This is a genomic window from Achromobacter xylosoxidans (assembly GCF_014490035.1).
Taxonomy (GTDB): Bacteria; Pseudomonadota; Gammaproteobacteria; order Burkholderiales; family Burkholderiaceae_B; genus Achromobacter; species Achromobacter bronchisepticus_A.
This window is the reverse complement of record NZ_CP061008.1, coordinates 5,189,744-5,206,192: the sequence shown is the minus strand read 5'-3', so window position 1 is coordinate 5,206,192 and position 16,449 is coordinate 5,189,744. Positions and strand designations below refer to the sequence as shown.

The 16,449-nt window shown below is 66.8% G+C and carries 16 protein-coding genes; 10 read left to right on the top strand and 6 right to left on the bottom strand.

Translation table 11 applies throughout. From position 1 onward, the window contains the following. Nucleotides 1-31 precede the first annotated feature (31 nt). The 7 genes from IAG39_RS24140 (at nt 32) to IAG39_RS24110 (ending at nt 7,087) form a co-directional block, all read left to right on the top strand. Entirely contained in the window at nt 32-709 is a 678-nt protein-coding gene (locus IAG39_RS24140) for an energy-coupling factor ABC transporter ATP-binding protein (RefSeq protein ID WP_118931864.1), read from the top strand. Next, nucleotides 706-1,302 (top strand): energy-coupling factor transporter transmembrane component T family protein, encoded by a 597-nt coding sequence (locus IAG39_RS24135; protein WP_059374900.1) that lies wholly within the window; start codon nt 706-708, stop codon nt 1,300-1,302. Before IAG39_RS24140 ends, IAG39_RS24135 begins: the two co-directional genes overlap by 4 nt. Nucleotides 1,303-1,341: 39 nt before the next feature. Next, entirely contained in the window at nt 1,342-1,899 is a 558-nt protein-coding gene (locus IAG39_RS24130) for a biotin transporter BioY (RefSeq protein ID WP_059374897.1), read from the top strand. Between the two features lie 242 nt (nt 1,900-2,141). Then, entirely contained in the window at nt 2,142-3,305 is a 1,164-nt protein-coding gene (locus IAG39_RS24125; RefSeq protein WP_059374895.1) for an ABC transporter substrate-binding protein, read from the top strand. 151 nt (nt 3,306-3,456) lie between these two features. Next, nucleotides 3,457-4,494, top strand: coding sequence for a branched-chain amino acid ABC transporter permease (locus tag IAG39_RS24120; protein ID WP_059374894.1), 1,038 nt, complete (start codon nt 3,457-3,459; stop codon nt 4,492-4,494). Between the two features lie 5 nt (nt 4,495-4,499). Beyond that, nucleotides 4,500-6,335 (top strand): ABC transporter permease subunit, encoded by a 1,836-nt coding sequence (locus IAG39_RS24115; protein ID WP_059374892.1) that lies wholly within the window; start codon nt 4,500-4,502, stop codon nt 6,333-6,335. Beyond that, nucleotides 6,335-7,087, top strand: a complete 753-nt coding sequence (locus tag IAG39_RS24110) for an ABC transporter ATP-binding protein (protein WP_054450551.1) — start codon at nt 6,335-6,337, stop codon at nt 7,085-7,087. Before IAG39_RS24115 ends, IAG39_RS24110 begins: the two co-directional genes overlap by 1 nt. A 49-nt stretch (nt 7,088-7,136) precedes the next feature. Here the strand turns inward: IAG39_RS24110 and IAG39_RS24105 are convergent, their stop codons facing one another. From IAG39_RS24105 to IAG39_RS24085, 5 genes are all read right to left on the bottom strand, one after another. Beyond that, nucleotides 7,137-7,535 (bottom strand): ASCH domain-containing protein, encoded by a 399-nt coding sequence (locus IAG39_RS24105; protein WP_059374890.1) that lies wholly within the window; start codon nt 7,533-7,535, stop codon nt 7,137-7,139. Next, nucleotides 7,532-9,676: a phosphocholine-specific phospholipase C gene (locus IAG39_RS24100; protein ID WP_118931863.1), complete on the bottom strand. Its 2,145-nt coding sequence runs from the start codon at nt 9,674-9,676 to the stop codon at nt 7,532-7,534. Before IAG39_RS24100 ends, IAG39_RS24105 begins: the two co-directional genes overlap by 4 nt. 43 nt (nt 9,677-9,719) lie before the next feature. After that, nucleotides 9,720-10,436: an IclR family transcriptional regulator gene (locus IAG39_RS24095; protein ID WP_059374886.1), complete on the bottom strand. Its 717-nt coding sequence runs from the start codon at nt 10,434-10,436 to the stop codon at nt 9,720-9,722. Between the two features lie 18 nt (nt 10,437-10,454). Then, the gene (locus tag IAG39_RS24090; RefSeq protein ID WP_118931862.1) at nt 10,455-11,351 is read right to left on the bottom strand and encodes an NAD(P)-dependent oxidoreductase; all 897 of its coding nucleotides are present in this window, start codon (nt 11,349-11,351) and stop codon (nt 10,455-10,457) included. 77 nt (nt 11,352-11,428) lie between these two features. Further along, nucleotides 11,429-12,883 carry an aldehyde dehydrogenase gene (locus IAG39_RS24085; protein WP_118931861.1) on the bottom strand — a complete coding sequence of 485 codons (1,455 nt, stop codon included), beginning with the start codon at nt 12,881-12,883 and terminating at the stop codon, nt 11,429-11,431. Between the two features lie 172 nt (nt 12,884-13,055). Between IAG39_RS24085 and IAG39_RS24080 the strand changes: the two genes are divergently transcribed. The 3 genes from IAG39_RS24080 (at nt 13,056) to IAG39_RS24070 (ending at nt 15,561) form a co-directional block, all read left to right on the top strand. Next, nucleotides 13,056-14,024, top strand: a complete 969-nt coding sequence (locus IAG39_RS24080) for a tripartite tricarboxylate transporter substrate binding protein (RefSeq protein WP_118931860.1) — start codon at nt 13,056-13,058, stop codon at nt 14,022-14,024. Between the two features lie 348 nt (nt 14,025-14,372). Then, the gene (locus tag IAG39_RS24075; RefSeq protein WP_118931858.1) at nt 14,373-14,747 is read left to right on the top strand and encodes a tripartite tricarboxylate transporter substrate-binding protein; all 375 of its coding nucleotides are present in this window, start codon (nt 14,373-14,375) and stop codon (nt 14,745-14,747) included. Between the two features lies 1 nt (nt 14,748). After that, a complete protein-coding gene (locus tag IAG39_RS24070) occupies nt 14,749-15,561 on the top strand; it encodes an N-acyl homoserine lactonase family protein (RefSeq protein WP_118931857.1) in 813 nt (270 codons plus the stop codon). A 39-nt stretch (nt 15,562-15,600) separates the two neighbouring features. Here the strand turns inward: IAG39_RS24070 and IAG39_RS24065 are convergent, their stop codons facing one another. Beyond that, on the bottom strand, nt 15,601-16,446 hold the full coding sequence (locus IAG39_RS24065; protein ID WP_118931856.1) for a branched-chain amino acid aminotransferase: 846 nt from the start codon (nt 16,444-16,446) through the stop codon (nt 15,601-15,603). Nucleotides 16,447-16,449 lie beyond the last annotated feature (3 nt).

Genomic DNA, 16,449 nt, shown 5'->3' with positions numbered 1-16,449 from the left:
GCCCGAAATGGTTCGGGCATAATCCCGCCCCATGTTAATCGAGTTTGACCAGGCGGTTGTTTCCACGCCCCAGGCGCAAGTGCTGAATGGGGTGAGCCTGACGCTGGCCGAACGACGCATCGGCATCGTCGGCCCCAATGGCGCCGGCAAGAGCACGCTGGCGCGCCTGATCAACGGGCTGGTCCTGCCCTCTGCCGGTAATGTGCGGGTGGGCGGACTGGACACGCGGCGCGACCTGAAGGCCGTGCGCCGCCAGGTCGGCTTCGTGTTCCAGAACCCTGAAAACCAGATTGTTTTCCCCATCGTCCGCGAGGACCTGGCGTTCGGCCTGAAGCACCTGTCCCCGGACCGCCAGCAACGCGAAGCCCGCATCGATGCGCAGTTGGGCCGCCTGGGCGTCGGTCACCTGGCGGACCGGACCAGCCACACGCTGTCCGGCGGCGAACGCCAACTGGTGGCGCTGGCGGCTGTGCTGGTGATGGAGCCGGCGCTGATCGTGTTTGACGAACCCACCACCCAGCTGGACCTGCGCAATCGCAATCGCGTGCGCGATGCCATCGCGGGCTTGCCCCACGACGCCATCGTCGTCAGCCACGACCTGGAGCTGCTGGAGGATTTCGACCGGGTGGTGGTGGTGCGCGACGGCAACATCGCGGCCGACGACCAGCCGGCCGCCGCGCTGCGCTGGTACCGGGAGCACTGCGCATGATGGAGCCGCTGTATGTCGCGGGCGATACCTTTCTGCACCGCCTGCCCGCCTGGTTGAAGCTGCTGGCGCTGATGGCGGCGGGCGCGGGCCTGTTCCTGCTGCGCGACCCGCGCTGGCTGGCGCCGGCCTTCCTGGCCGCCGCCGCGCTGGTCTGGTCCACGGGCGTGGCCGCGGCTACCGTCTGGCGGCAGGTCAAGGGCTTGGCCTGGGTGCTGCTGGCCGTGGGCTTGTTCACGGCCTGGTTCCAGGGCGGCCTGGAGGCGCTGGCCGTTCTGCTGCGCGTGGGCGCGATGGTGGGGCTGGCCCTGGCCGTCACGCTGGCCACGCGCACATCCGATCTGATTGCCGTCTGCGAAAGGGCATTGATGCCGCTTGAACGCCTGAGGCTGGTCGATGCCGGCAAGGTTGCGCTGGCGTTGGCGCTGGCCCTGCGTTTCGTGCCCGAGATCTGGCGCAACTTCCAGGAAATCCGCGAAGCGCAGGCGGCCCGCGGCCTGGGCGCCAATCCGGTCGCGCTGATCGTGCCCTTGATCGTGCTGACGCTGAAAAGGGCGCAGGAAGTATCCGAAGCGATAGACGCGCGCAGCCACTGAGGCCCGCGTGCCCAGTTCCATATCCCAAAGGGGAAAACCGTGAAATCCAGTAATACCGTGCTGATTGCGCTGTTCGCGGCGCTGATCGTCGTCCTGAGCCTGATCCCGCCGATTCCGCTGCCCGCCATACCGGTACCGGTAACGCTGCAAACCTTGGGCGCCATGCTGGCGGGCGCAATGCTCGGACCCGTCCGCGGCGCGCTGGCCTGCTTGCTTTACCTGGCGCTGGCGGCAGTCGGGCTGCCCGTGCTGCCGGGCGGCCGAGGCGGGCTGGGCGCCTTTTTCGGGCCTACTGGCGGCTTTCTAGTGGGCCTGGTGGCGGGCGCTTTCGTGACGGGCTGGCTGGCGCGCGGCCTCGCCGGCCGCGCCGCGGGCGGCTGGGCAAAGTTCGCCGGCTACGTGGCGGCATGCGTGGTGGGCGGCATCGCGGTGGTCTACGCCTGCGGCGTGCCCTGGCTGGCCGTCGTGACGAAAATGGGTTTGGCCAAGGCCGCGATGGCGGTGGCGGTGTTCCTGCCCGGCGATCTGGCCAAGGCGGTGGTGGCCGCCTGGGTGGCGTCGCGGGTGGAGCGCGTGTGGCCGATGCTGGGGCGTTGATAGGCGCGCTGCAGTCCAAGGGAATCCCCCAACTGACGGCCGCCAATCTTTTCTAGTACAAGTTCGCCATTAACGAATGCGTTTGCTGAAATGCGTTTTTCGTAGCACATCAGGGAATTACCGGAGTTGCGCATCGTCATCTGATACTGTTTTAACCCTATAATATTTTTTTCTGTATAACTTTAACTAGGCTCGCCCTGCCTCGACCGAGGCGCACAAGAGCCACCACAGGAGACAAAAACATGCGCAAGCACTTCGGCTTGTCCGCGGCGGCCGCCGCCATTGCCCTGGCCCTGCCGCTACTGGCGAACGCCCAGGTCAAGGTTGGCGTGACCGTGTCCAGCACCGGCCCGGCCGCGTCGCTGGGTATCCCCGAGCGCAACACCGTGGCCCTCCTGCCCAAGGAAGTGGCTGGCCAGAAGATCGAATGGATCGTCCTGGACGACGCCACCGACACGACGCAAGCCGTCAAGAACTCGCGCAAGCTGGCCTCCGACGACAAGGTCGACGTGCTCATCGGCACCTCGGTCACGCCGGGCTCGCTCGCCATGGTCGACGTGGCCGCCGAAGCCAAAGTGCCGATGATCAGCGTGGCCGCCAGCGCCAAGATCGTCGAACCCGTGGACGACAAGCGCCGCTGGGTCTTCAAGACCCCGCAGAACGACGCCCTGATGGCCGGCGCCCTGGCTGACGCCATGGCCAAGTCCAAGGTCAAGACCCTGGGCTTCATCGGCTTTGCCGACGCCTACGGCGACGGCTGGCTGGACGTGATGCAGAAGGCCGCCAAGGCCAAGGGCATCGAGATCGTCGCCATCGAAAAATACAGCCGCACCGATACCAGCGTGACGGGCCAGGTGCTCAAGCTGGTCGGCGCCAAGCCCGACGCCATCCTGATCGCCGGCGCCGGCACCCCGTCGGCCCTGCCGCAAAAGGAACTGAAGGCCCGCAACTACGGCGGCACCATCTACCAGACCCACGGCGCCGCCAACAACGACGTGCTGCGCGTGTGCGGCAAGGACTGCGACGGCATGCTGCTGCCGGCCGGCCCGCTGCTGGTCGCGGCCCAGCTGCCGGACAGCAACCCGGTCAAGAAGTCGGCCCTGGCCTATGTGGACGCCTACGAAAAGGCCAACGGCGCCGGTTCGACCAACACGTTCGGCGGCCATATGTGGGACGCCGGCCAGCTGGTCGTGGCCGCGCTGCCCGTGGCGCTGAAGTCGGGCGCCAAGCCCGGCACGCCGGAGTTCCGCGCGGCCATGCGCGACGCGCTGGAAGGCGTGAAGGACCTGGCCGCCTCGCAAGGCGTGTTCAACATGTCGCCGACGGACCATGCCGGCTTTGACGAGCGTTCGCGCGTCATCGTCAAGGTCGAAGGCGGCAAGTGGGTCTACCAGCCCGGCCTGTAATCCTCCTGGATCGCCCGATCCAAGGGTGCGCACAGCGCGGCGGCGCCCGCCGCGCGGCACCCCTGCAATGCTTCGCACCGGCCTTTCCGGCCGGTGTGTCGTATCAGTGTCCCGGGTGCGGCCGGAACACCAGAATAAATAAGGTTGTTAGATGGATTCCTCAATTGCGCTGATCCTGCTGCAAGACGGTGTCGTCAACGGCGCCATCTATGCCCTCCTGGGCATGGCTCTGGTGCTGGTATTCGCCGTTACGCGCGTCATTTTCATTCCCCAGGGCGAGTTCGTGGCGTTCGGCGCCCTGACCCTGGCCATGCTGGTGGACGGCAAAGTGCCGGGCACCGCCTATCTCCTGCCGCTGCTGGGCGTCGTCTGCCTGGCGCTCGAGCTGCTGCGCGCGCTGCGCACCCGCAGCGCAGCCGCCTTGCCCAAGGCCATCGCCACCTGTGTGGTTCTGCCGCTGGCGCTGCTCTGGCTGACCGTGACCTACACCGCACCCGGCAATTCGCTGTGGCTGAACATGCTGCTGACGCTGCTGCTGGTGATCCCGATGGGTCCGATGGTCTACCGCATCGTTTACCAGCCGCTGGCCGAAGCCACCGTGCTGGTGCTGCTGATCGTTTCCGTGGCCGTGCACTTCGCGCTCACCGGCCTGGCGCTGGTGTTCTTCGGCGCCGAAGGCTGGCGCACCCCGGCCTTCGTCAGCGGGCAAGTCGACCTGGGCTTCATGACCTGGTCGGCGCAAAGCCTGTTCGTGGTGGCAACCTGCGCCATCCTGATCATCGGCCTGTGGCTGTTCTTCGGCAAGACGCTGTATGGCCGCGCGCTGCGCGCCACGGCCGTCAATCGCCGCGGCGCCCGCCTGGTCGGCATCAGCACCACCATGTCCGGCAGCCTGACCTTCACGCTGGCGGTCGCCATCGGCGCCATGTCCGGCATGCTGATCGCGCCCATCACCACCGTGTACTACGACACCGGCTTCCTGATCGGCCTGAAGGGCTTCGTCGGCGCCATCATCGGCGGGCTGGCCAGCTACCCCGTGGCGGCCGCGGGCTCGCTGCTGGTGGGCGTGCTGGAATCCTTCTCGTCCTTCTGGGCCAGCGCCTACAAGGAAGTGATTGTCTTCACCTTGATTATCCCGGTTCTGGTCTGGCGTTCGTTCAGCACCCATCACGTGGACGAAGAGGAATAAACGTCATGAACCGCATTTTGCTCGTCCTCTTCCTCGTCGTCCTGGCGGGCCTGCCGATGTTGTCGGTCACGCCCGAATTCTGGGTGACGCAACTCAATTACATCGGGCTGGCCAGCCTGGTGGTGCTGGGCCTGGTGCTCTTGACCGGCGTGGGCGGCCTGACCTCGTTTGGCCAGGCGGCGTTCGTGGGCCTGGGCGCCTACACCACCGCCTACCTGACCACGCAATACGATGTCTCGCCCTGGCTGGCGCTGCCGGCCGGGCTGATCCTGACGGCCGTCGTCGCCTACCTGCTGGGCGCCATCACTCTGCGCCTCTCGGGCCACTACCTGCCGCTGGGCACCATTGCCTGGGGCCTGTCGCTGTACTTCCTGTTCGGCAACATCGACTGGCTGGGCAAGCATGACGGCATCGCCGGCATCGAGCCCATCAGCATCTTCGGCATGTCGCTGGCCAGCGGCCGCCACATCTATTACCTGATCTGGGTGTTCGTGCTGCTGGCGTTGTGGGCCACCCGCAACCTGCTGAACTCGCGTCCCGGCCGCGCCATCCGCGCCCTCAAGAGCGGCGCCGGCATGGCGGAATCGATGGGCGTGAACACCGCCGCCTACAAGGTCGTGATCTTCGTCTGGGCGGCATTGCTGGCCTGCGTGTCCGGCTGGCTCTACGCGCACATGCAGCGCGCCGTCAGTCCCAGCCCCTTCGGCATCAACTACGGCATCGAGTACCTGTTCATGGCGGTGGTCGGCGGCGCCGGCTACGTCTGGGGCGCCTTGCTGGGCTCCAGCGTCATCCTGGTGCTGAAGGACCAGTTGCAGAACCTGCTGCCCAAGCTGCTGGATACCAACGCCAACTTCGAGATGATCGTCTTCGGCGTGCTGCTGATCCTGATGCTGCAATACGCTCGCAACGGCCTGTGGCCGATTCTGGCGGGCTGGTGGGACAGCATTACCGGCGCCGATAGCTCGCGCCGCAATCTGGCGCCGCCCGCGTCTGCGCCGGCCCTGCCGACGCGCGTGCGTCCGCAAGCCGGCCAGGTGGTGCTCGAAGTCGACGCCATCCGCAAGGAATTCGGCGGGCTGGTCGCCGTCAACGATATTTCCTTCAAGGTTGCGTCCGGCGAGATCATGGGCCTGATCGGCCCGAACGGCGCCGGCAAGAGCACGACCTTCAATCTGATCAGCGGCGTGCTGCCGGTGACGCGCGGCAAGGTCACGTTCATGGGCCAGCGCATCGACAGCCGTTCGGCGCGCGATATCGCCAAGCTGGGCGTGGGCCGCACCTTCCAGCACGTGCAACTGCTGCCCGGCATGACCGTGCTGGAGAACGTGGCGCTGGGCGCGCACCTGCGCTCCGACGTCGGCGTGCTGGCCGGCGCCCTGCATTCGGACCGCGCCCGCGAGGCGCAGTTGCTGCACGAGGCCGCCGAACAGATCAAGCGCGTCGGCCTGGGCGAGTACCTGTACGAGCAAGCCGGCAACCTGGCGCTGGGCCAGCAACGCATCCTGGAAATCGCGCGCGCCCTGGCCGCCGATCCGGTGCTGCTGCTGCTGGACGAACCCGCCGCCGGCTTGCGCTACAAGGAAAAGCAGGACCTGGCGCGCGTGCTGGAGCAGTTGCGCGCCGAGGGCATGAGCATTCTGCTCGTCGAACACGATATGGATTTTGTGATGCGTCTGACCAACCACCTCGTGGTGATGGATTTCGGCACCAAGCTGGCGGAAGGCGTGCCGGCCGACGTGCAAAAGAACCCGGCGGTGCTGGAAGCCTACCTGGGCGGCATCGATGACGACCTGCCCGAAGCGGACCAGGCCAAGCCCGTGTCGGCAGGAGGCGTGTGATGAGCGCTCCCGTACTTGAAGTCAGCAACCTGTCGGCCCGCTACGGCAAGGTGGGCGCGCTGGTGGGCGCTTCGCTCACCGTGCCCGCCGGCAGCATCGTCACGGTGATCGGCGCCAACGGCGCCGGCAAATCCACCATGCTGAACGCCATGATGGGCTCGTTGCCGCAGACCGGCCACGCGGCCGGCACCGTACAGTACGCCGGCACCGACGTATCGGGCTGGCAGGTCGAGCGCCGCGTCGCGGCCGGCATGTCGCTGGTGCCGGAGCGCCGCGAACTGTTCGGCACCATGTCGGTGGAAGACAACCTGCTGCTGGGCGGCTTCCGCCGCTACCGCGCCCGCGAAAGCGGCTGGCGCGACACGCTGAACGAAGTCTTCGACCTGTTCCCGCGGTTGCGCGAACGCCGCGCCCAGCAGGCCGGCACCTTGTCGGGCGGCGAACGCCAGATGCTGGCCGTCGGCCGCGCGTTGATGGCCAAGCCCAACCTGCTGATGCTCGACGAGCCCAGCCTGGGCCTGGCGCCGCGCATCGTGCGCGAGATCTTCCACATCATCGCGCGCCTGCGCGAGACCGGCGTGGCGATCCTGCTGGTGGAGCAGAACGCGCGCGCAGCGCTGCAAGTGGCCGACTACGGCTACGTGCTGGAAACCGGCGAAGTCATCCTGCACGGCCCGGCGCGCGAGCTGGCTGGCGACCCGAAGGTCATCGAAAGCTATCTGGGCCTGGGCAAGGGCGGCGAGCAAAGCTGACCGGTCCCGAGCGCATGAAGAGCCGGACGCCGTAAGGCGTCCGGCTTTTTTATCGTTCGAAGACTTCGACCACCCGGAAGCGTTCGCACGCCAGCATCATGTCCGGCGCATAGCCGCCGTTGCGGTCGAAATAGGCGATGTGCCCTTCGCGCCAGGTCTCGTACGGCCCTTCGCCTTCGGCGAGCGCGAACGCTTCGTCCACCTGGTCGAAGCGCTGGATCAGCACGCTGATGGTCTCGATGACGCAAGCCGGGCGGCCCGAGCCGTCCAGTACCACGTCGCGCCGGCCGGCCTCGGGCACGGGTTCCTGTTCATTGAAGTCGCGCAACGCGCCGCAGGTGGCGGTCTTCGTGCCGGCCAGCACCAAGGCGAGCAGCTCATCGGCCAGCTCGGGCGAGTCGCCGAACTGGAAGGTCACGGCGTCTTCATAGGGGGCGGGTGGTTTCATGCCAGGGGTGTCCATTGCAGTATCAGCTCCCGCCCCATTGCGGGGTCGGAAGTGGAGGGCGCGCCAGTTTCGATGCGGCCGGCCAGGCGGCGTGTGTAGGCCGGGTCGCAGCTGTCGCGCACGGTCAGGTCATACCAGCCGGCGCTGCGGGCCATGTCCCAGGACAGGCTGACCGTCGCGCCGGGAGCGAGCGTGGCGCCGCCTTCCTGGGGGTAGCCATAGGCGTTGGCTTCGACCCGGAACGTGCGCGCCTGCGGGGTAGGGTTGCGCAGCGTCAGTTGCAGCGATGCGCCGGGTCCCTGATAGGCGGCCGATACTTCCAGCGAGGGCAGGCCGGCGCGGCCGGTGCAATGGCGATGGAAACCGTTGGGGCCCAGTACCCAGAGATCGTAACGGCCGTCGTCAGCGGCGGTCTGCCACGCGTCCTCCAGATGCTTGCCGGCTTCCACGGTGTAGCGGCGCGGGCCGCGTTCCAGATGTAGCCGGTCGTAGACGTGCAGCACGGCGCCCGCCGCGCCGCTGTTCTCGAAGCGTAGCGTGACGCTTTCAGCGTCCGCGCGCGCGTGGACCTGCAGCGCATAGGGCAGGGCGCGCGAGGGGCGCATGCCGGCCTGCTGCCGCGCCAGTCCGGGCTGCAGTGGCGCAGGGGGCGTGACCGTGCCGGGCAGCGCCGAAGCCTGCTCGGCGCGTTCGGCGGTGGCCGGAAAGCCGCTGAGCAGGTCCGCACCGTCCGGCGCGGCGAAGTCGAAGATCGAGGTCAGGTCGCCGCAGACCGCGCGCCGCCACGGCGAGATATTGGGCTCGGCCACGCCGAAGCGCTGCTCGACGAAGCGCAGCACGGACGTGTGGTCGAACACCTGCGAATTGACCCAGCCGCCCTTGGTCCAGGGCGACAGCACATACATGGGCACGCGCGGACCCAGGCCGTAGACGCCGTGCAGATGCGCCGGCGTGTCGTCTTTCTCCGCGCCGGCGACGATCTCGTGATACTCGCCGCGCGTGTCCACGGTGGACGCCCCGGCCGACGCGCCCGAGGCCTCGCGCGAGGGTGGTGCGGGCGGCGGCATGTGATCGAAGAAACCATCGTTTTCGTCGAACATCAGCAGCAGGACGGTCTTGCTCCAGACCTCGGGGTTGGCCGTCAACGCATCCAGCACCCGGGCCGTGTAGTCGGCGCCTTGCGCCGGGCTGGACGGGCTGGGATGCTCCGAGCCGGCCTTGGTGGCGCAGATCCACGAGACCTGCGGCAGCGTGCCGTCCAGCACGTCCTGGCGCAGCAGATCCAGGTCGCGGGTGGTCAGCGCCTTGTCCTTCAACGCGGCGGCCGATCCCGGCACGCCGTGATAGGCGTCGCGATAGGCCTTGAACCCGGCGGTGGGATTCAAGGAGTAGTTGTCCGCCATGTTCTGGTAGATGCGCCAGCTGACGCCGGCCGCCTCCAGGCGTTCGGGATAGGTCGTCCAGGTGTAGGCGCGCGCCGGATCGCCACCCTTGAGCTTGTTGTAGGTATTGCCCAGCGCCGGGCCGTTGCCTTGGCCCAGGCCGTCGTTGGTGCCGGTCCAGACGAACAGCCGGTTGGTATTGGTGCCGCCGGTGAACGAGCAGTGATAGGCGTCGCAGACCGTGAAGGCGCGCGCCATGGCGTACTGGAACGGCATGTCCTCGTCCGTGAAGTACGCCATCGAATGGTTCTTCTTGGCGGCCGGCCAGTTGCCCATGCGGCCGGCGTCCCAGGCGTCCTGGGCGTTGGACCAGGTGTGCGGCGTGCTGGCCACGCGCAGGGTCTCGAAGGCCTCGCGCGTATCCAGATGGAAGGGCAGCACCGTGCGCGGCGCGCCTTCATCGGGTTTGTCGTTGTATTGCGCCCAGACGGTGCGATGGCGCGCAGCGGGGCTGTCCGGCACGGGGATGGGGAATCGGTCGCCAAACCCGCGCACGCCGGCCAGCGCGCCGAAGTAGTGATCGAACGCACGGTTTTCCTGCATGAAGATGACGATGTGCTCGACGTCGCGGATCGTGCCCGTGCGCCGCGCCGCGGGGATCGCGAGCGCGCGGCGGATGGAGGCGGGCAGCAGCGCCAGGGCGCTGGCCGCGCCGGCGAGTGTCGCGCTAGCGCGCAGAAAATTGCGTCTGTTGCGCATCGCTAGTCCTTTTGTCCCGGAAGGCCGGGATGCATGCAGGCGGCTATCTGCCGGTCGGCCAGCGCCCGCCCAGGGATTGCGTGGCGGATGCCGCGGCTTCTTGCGCCAATTTGGACATTTTCTTGATGGCCGCGGGTGAGAAGCGCTCCTTCGGACCGGACAGCGATATGGCTCCGCAGATGTCGCCATCGGGGCCGAACACCGGACTGGCCACGGCCGCGCAATTGGGGTCGCGTTCGCCCATGGACGTCAGCACGAGGCCGGCCTGCGCGGGCGCCTGCTGGTCGACCAGGTAGGCCGTGATCAGCCGGCCCGCCGCGCCTTTGTTCAGCGGCAGCAGGTCTCCCACGCGTATGCGGTCTAGCGTGGAGTGATGCGAATCCACCCGCAACAGGCAGACGCGGGATTGCGCATCGTGGTAGGCGTGGAACGAGGCGCTCTCGGTGCCTTTGTCCACCAGCGCTTGCAGCAGCGGCAGGATGGTCTCGGTCAGGCGGTAGGTGGCCTCATAGGCGCGGCCGAGATGATGCGCGTACGGACCCAGGGCATAGCGGCCATCGGCGCGGCGCACGACCAAGGCTGCTTTCTCAAGCGAGGCAATGAGCCGCAAGAGCGTGCTCTTGTAGAAGCCCGTGGCCCGGGAAAGGTCGGCAAGCGTGATCGGATCGGTGCGTTGCGCGATGGCCCCGACGATGGTCAGGGCGCGTTCGACGGCGGCGACGCCGTCGGTGGAATTGTCCTGAGTAGGGGTACGACTCATTGGATGGCAGGGGAGTGATTAGGAGGTGGTTCCCGACTCCGCATCGATGACCTGGCTGATGATCGGAAAATAGCGGTTGCCGTGTCCCTGGGCGAGCGCGGTGTCGAACCAATGGTCCACGTTGCGCGCGCCTAGCGCCCGTATGCCGGTTTGATCGGCCAGCGCCAACGCATAGCGCAAATCCTTGCGGGCATAGTCCACGGGGAAGGCTTTTTCGGGAAAGTCTGCGGGCAGAATAGCCTTTAAGCCGTGGTTGCGCAACGCGAAGCTATCGGCCGATCCACGCGTGAAAGTCTCCAGCAGGACCCGTGGATCGACGCCCGAACGGCGCGCGATGGCGCGGGCTTCGGACAGGGCCACCACGGTCTCGAACAGCACCATGTTGTTCAGGATCTTCACGACCTGGCCGCTGCCGACCGGACCGCAGTGCGTGATTTCGTTGGCGAAGGTCGAGACCAGCGGCTTGACTAGGGCGAAGGCTGCGGCGTCGCCGCCGATCATGACCGAGAGCGTGCCGGCTTCCGCTGCCGCGCGCGTGCGGGCGACGGGGGCGTCAATGAAGGTCGCGCCCTTGGTCGCGAACTCCGCCGCCAGTTCGCGCGTTACATCGACCGGCGACGTGCTCAGATCGACGATGAACTGGCCCGCGCGCGCGCCGGCCAGCAGTCCGCCTGCGGCACGCGCCAACTGCGCCACGACTTCGCCGGACGGCAGCGACAGAAACACCACGTCGCAATCGTGCATGATCTGCGCGGCGCTCGCCTCGGTCACGCCATGGGAGGCCAGGCGGCGCAGGGGGGCAGGATCGTTGTCGCAGCCCAGCACCGGCAGTCCGCATTTGACGGCCAGGTTGCGGCAGATGGGTTCGCCCATGACGCCCAGGCCAATGAAGCCGGCACGTTGAAATTCAGCCATTTGGAAAGTCTCCGATAGAAGAAGCAGGGGGGGCCGCTGGCGCGGCCCGGTTCGATGAGGGAAAGGGGCGGCTGTGGCTACATGCCGAAGTAGATGCCCTTGGATTGCTGGTACAGCCGTAGGCCGCTCACGCCTTTTTCACGGCCGATGCCGCTTTGCTTGAAGCCGCCGAACGGGGTCGAAATCGAAAGCTGCTTGTAGGTGTTGATCCACACGCTGCCCGCCTCCAGGCGCTTGGCGATGCGCCAGGCGCGGCGGTAGTCCGCGGTCCAGATGCCGGAGGCCAGGCCGTAGGCGCTGTCGTTGGCCTGATCGACCAGGTCGTCTTCGTCCTCGAACGTCAGCGCGCATAGCACCGGCCCGAAGATCTCCTCGCGCACCACATGCGCGTCACGCGCCAATCCCGCCAGCACGGTAGGAAGATAAAACGCGCCCGTCTGCAGCCCGGCGTCGTCGGGGCGTTGTCCGCCCAGCAGCACCTGGGCGCCTGCGCGGCGGGCAGAGTCCACCATGGCCTCGATCCTGCCGCGATGGCCGAACGATGCGATCGGTCCCATCTGCGCGCCTTCCGCGTCGGGCAGGTCAACCTTGAGCGCGCTGGCGCGGGCGACCAGCTTCGCGATGAAGGACTCGGCGATGCTGCGCTGGACGTAGAGCCGCGAGCCCGCCACGCAAGACTGCCCGCTGCCTTCGAAGATGCCGCCGATGACGCCGTCTATCGCCGCGTCCTGATCCGCGTCCGCGAACACGATGTGCGGCGATTTGCCGCCGAGTTCCAACGCTACCGGCATCAGCTTCTCGGCGGCGGCATGGGCGATGGCGCGGCCGCTGGCGGTGCCGCCGGTGAACGACACCATGCGCACGCCGGGGTGTTCGACCAGGCGGCGGCCCACGGTCGAACCCAGGCCCGTCAGTACGTTGAGGATGCCCGGCGGCAGGCCGGCCTCCAGCGCGATGCGGCCCAGTTCCAGCGCCGGCGACGAGGTGACCTCGGACGGCTTGAGGATGACGGCGTTGCCGGCGGCCAGGGCAGGCGCGATCTTTTGCGCTTCCATCGTAAGCGGTGAATTCCAGGGCGTGATCGCCACCACCACGCCATACGGATCGTATTGCGTCATCGACAGATAGTTGCCGCGCGGCGGCGTGACTTCGGCTTCCAGCGTTTCGCAGACGCCCGCGTAGTAGCGGAAGGTGGCCGCGGCGCTGGCGACCTGGGCCTTGCATTCCGCCCAGACCTTGCCGTTCTCGATCATCTGCAGGCGCGCCAGCAAGGGTGCGTTGGCGTCCATGCCGTCGGCAATGCGTCGCAGGATCGCCGCGCGCTGGTGAGGCAGCATGTCGCGCCAAGCCGCGCGCCGCTGGGCTTGCCAGGCCGCATCCACAGCCTGGTCGACCTGCGCGTCGGATGCGGCGCTGATGAAGTAGTTGCGTGCGCCGGTGGCGGGGTTGATGGACTCGAAAGCATGGTCGCTTTGCGTAGCCCACTCCCCGCCGATCAGCATGGATTTCAGGGTTTCCGGGGTATCGGACATGAAGTTCTGTTCCTCTCTTGATGGCACGCCGCGAATGGGGCCGTGGCGTCGGACGAGCATTTATTCGTTGACATGCTCTGGCCGAAAAAATATAAAATAGAATAAACGTTCTGTCTAGAGGAACGATAAAAATATACCGCACGTCAATCGAAGGACAAGAGGAGACATCACAATGCAATGCAATTGGCTGCGCGCCCTGGCTTGTGCCGCGGCGCTGTTTGCGGGCACGGCACAAGCCGCGTCCTATCCGACCAAACCCGTGACCATGGTCGTGCCCTATCCGGCCGGCGGCGCCACCGATGTGGTGGCGCGCGCGGTGGCGGAAAAACTCACGCAGTCCTGGGGGCAGACCGTCATCGTCGAGAATCGCGCAGGCGCGGGCACGACGATCGGCGCCAGCGCGGTGGCGCGTGCGCAGGGTGACGGCTACACGCTGTTCATGACCACATCGGCGCACACGATCAGCGGCCATCTCTACGCCAAGCTCAACTACGACCCGGTCAAGGACTTTGCGCCGATCACGCTGGTGACCAAGGTGCCGCTGGTGCTGGTGGTCAATCCGTCCATCCCCGCCAAGAATCTGCAGGAATTTCTGGCCTATCTCAAGCGGGATGGCGCTTCGGTCAACTTCGCCTCTCCCGGCAACGGCACGGCCCAGCATCTGAGCGGCGAGCTGTTCAAGATCGCCACGCACTCCTCCGTCACGCATGTGCCGTACCGCGGCGACGCGCCGGCCTTCACCGACCTGGCCGGCGGCCAGGTCCAGATGATGCTGGCCACCATCACCTCGGCCCTGCCGCTGATCGAATCCGGCAAGCTGCGCGCGCTGGCGGTGGCCAACGGCAAGCGGGTGCAGGCGCTGCGCGACGTGCCGACCTTCGCCGAGGCGGGCATGCCGGGCTTCGAGGCCGCCACCTGGTTCGGCCTGCTTGCGCCGGCGTCGCTGCCCGCGCCGCAAGCGCAACGCATCTATCAGGACGTATCGAAGATCGTGGCGACACCCGAGATGCAGGCGCGCATCGAAGGCTTGGGCGGAGAAGTGGTCAACAGCACGCCGCAGGCCTTCGCGGCCTTCATGGCGCAAGAGCAGGAGAAGTGGGGCCAGGCCGTCAAGGCTTCCGGCGCCGTCGCCGCGCAATAACGGCGAAGAGGTCCGCAGCCGCGCGTCCATGTAGCGCGCGGCGCGGAATCCGACAACAACGGAGGAGACACATCATGCAAGTTTCGAAATGGCTCGCGGCAGGTTCGTTTGCTTTGCTGGCATTTGGTCCCCAATGGGCAAGCGCCACCGGCTATCCCAACGCGCCGGTGACCACCGTGGTTTCGGTGCCTTTCATCCTGACGATCAATGCGGAGAATCCGCGTGTGGCCGGCGTGGTTGACGTCAAATCGCTGGTGGACCTGGCGCGCCGCAATCCCAATACCGTCAGCTACGGTTCGGCCGGCAACGGCAACCTGATGCACCTGGCAGGCAGCCCAGCTGGCGACCATGTCCGATACGCAGATGCTGCATGTCCCGTACCGGGGCGCGGCGCCGATGGAGGCGGGGTTGATGTCCAAGGAGGTGGATTTCGGCCTCGACACCTTGTCGGGCGTGCCGCTGATCAAGGCAGGCAAGCTGAAGGCGCTTGCCGTGTCCACGGCGCAGCGCTGGCATGACTTGCCGGAGGTGCCGGCAGTGGCGGAGCTGGGCTATCCGGGCTTCGACATTTCCTTCTGGGTCGGCATTTTTTCCCCAGCCCGCCTGGCGCTGCGCCTGGCTCACCAGGCGCACGCATTCGAGCATGGCGTCGTGGTGCGCACCGGCAAGGGGTCCGAACTGCTGGAGGATCCGTTCGTGCAGAAAGCCTATTTGGGAGTTTGATATGGGCGATCCAAGGCGGGATGTGCTGCCGGAATACGAGGTGTACGCCATCCGCTACGCGCGCATGCCGCGTCGGCGGCATGACAATTTTCTGGGTGGCGACCCCCACGACGCCGACATGCCGATGGACTTCTTCGTCTGGCTGGTGCGTGGCGCCGGACGCGTCGTGCTGGTCGACACCGGATTCAATGCCGAGACGGCGCATAAGCGCCGCCGCGAGCTGATCCATTGTCCGATAGCGGCCTTGGCGCCGCTGGGCGTGCGGCCCGTGGACGTTCAACACGTGGTCCTGACCCATCTGCATTACGACCATGCCGGCAATCTGGATCGTTTGCCGCGGGCGCGTTTCCATGTGCAGGATGGCGAAATGGACTACGCGACCGGCCGCTGCATGTGCTTCGAGCCGTTGCGGCATGCCTATGCCGTCGAGGACGTGGTCAGCCTGGTCCGGCATGTCTACGAGGACAGGGTCGTATTCCACGATGGCGATTCAGCGCCGTTGCCCGGCATCGGGCTGCTGAAGATCGGCGGCCATACCAAGGGCTTGCAGGCCGTGCGGGTGCACACCGCGAGAGGCTGGGTGGTGCTGGCATCGGATGCCAGCCACTACTACGAGAACATGGACGCGGGCCGCCCTTTTCCCATCGTCTACAACACGGCGGAGATGTTGTCGGGATACGCCAGGCTGGTCGGGGCCGCGCAATCGGAGGAACACGTCGTTCCGGGCCATGATTCTCAGGTGCTGGAGCGCTATCCTTCCTGGCAGGGTTCGCCGCATGTGGCGGCGCTGCATCTGCCGCCACGGGCGGACTGATTCCAGCCCTGATCCCGCCCGTGGCGTGAGCCGCGGGCCTCAATGACGGCCGGTTTGCTCCGCGTAATCCATATACAGCTTGTGCGCGCGGCGGGCCATGGGGCCGTATTCGAGCTTGCGGTCTTCCACGCGGTTCACGTGCACCACCTTGCCGTAGTTGCCGGACGAGAATACTTCGTCGGCTTCCTCGATGTCGGCGCGGGTCAGGCTGCGTTCCTGCACGTCGACGCCGTCGGCCTTCAGCAGCGCCAGCACGCGGCGGCGCGTGATGCCATTCAGAAAGGTGCCGTTGTCGGCCGGCGTGGACACCACGCCGTTCTTGGCGATCCACAGGTTGCTGGTGGCGAACTCGGCGATGTTGCCCGCGCCGTCCAGCATGATGGCGTTGTCGAAACCCTTCTCGGCGGCTTCGCGGATGGCGCGCTGGCCGTTGGGGTACAGGCAGGACGCCTTGGCGTCGGTGGGCGCCATGTTGGGCCAGGAACGCGCAAAGCTGGAGAAGCAGGCGGAGAAGCCCTGGTCGCCCGGCATCGGCACCTTGAACACGTGCAGCACGAACTGGGTCTTGTCGGCGTCCGGCAGCAGGAAGCCGTCGGCGCAATAGAACATCGGTTTGATGTAGAGTTCGCTGCCCTGCGGGAACTTCGCCACCGCCTGCAGGCAGAGCTTTTGGATCTCTTCCCAGCCGATCTGGGGCTTCATCAGCATTTTTTCGGCCGAGCGCACCACGCGTTGGCAGTGCAGATCCAGGTCGGGCGTCAGGCCGCGGAATGCGCGCGCGCCGTCGAACACCATGCTGGCCATCCAGAAGGCGTGGTCGGCGGGGCCGAGCAGTTTGGGGTTTTCAGTGGTCCAGTGACCGTTGTGCCAGAACAAGGCATCCATGGT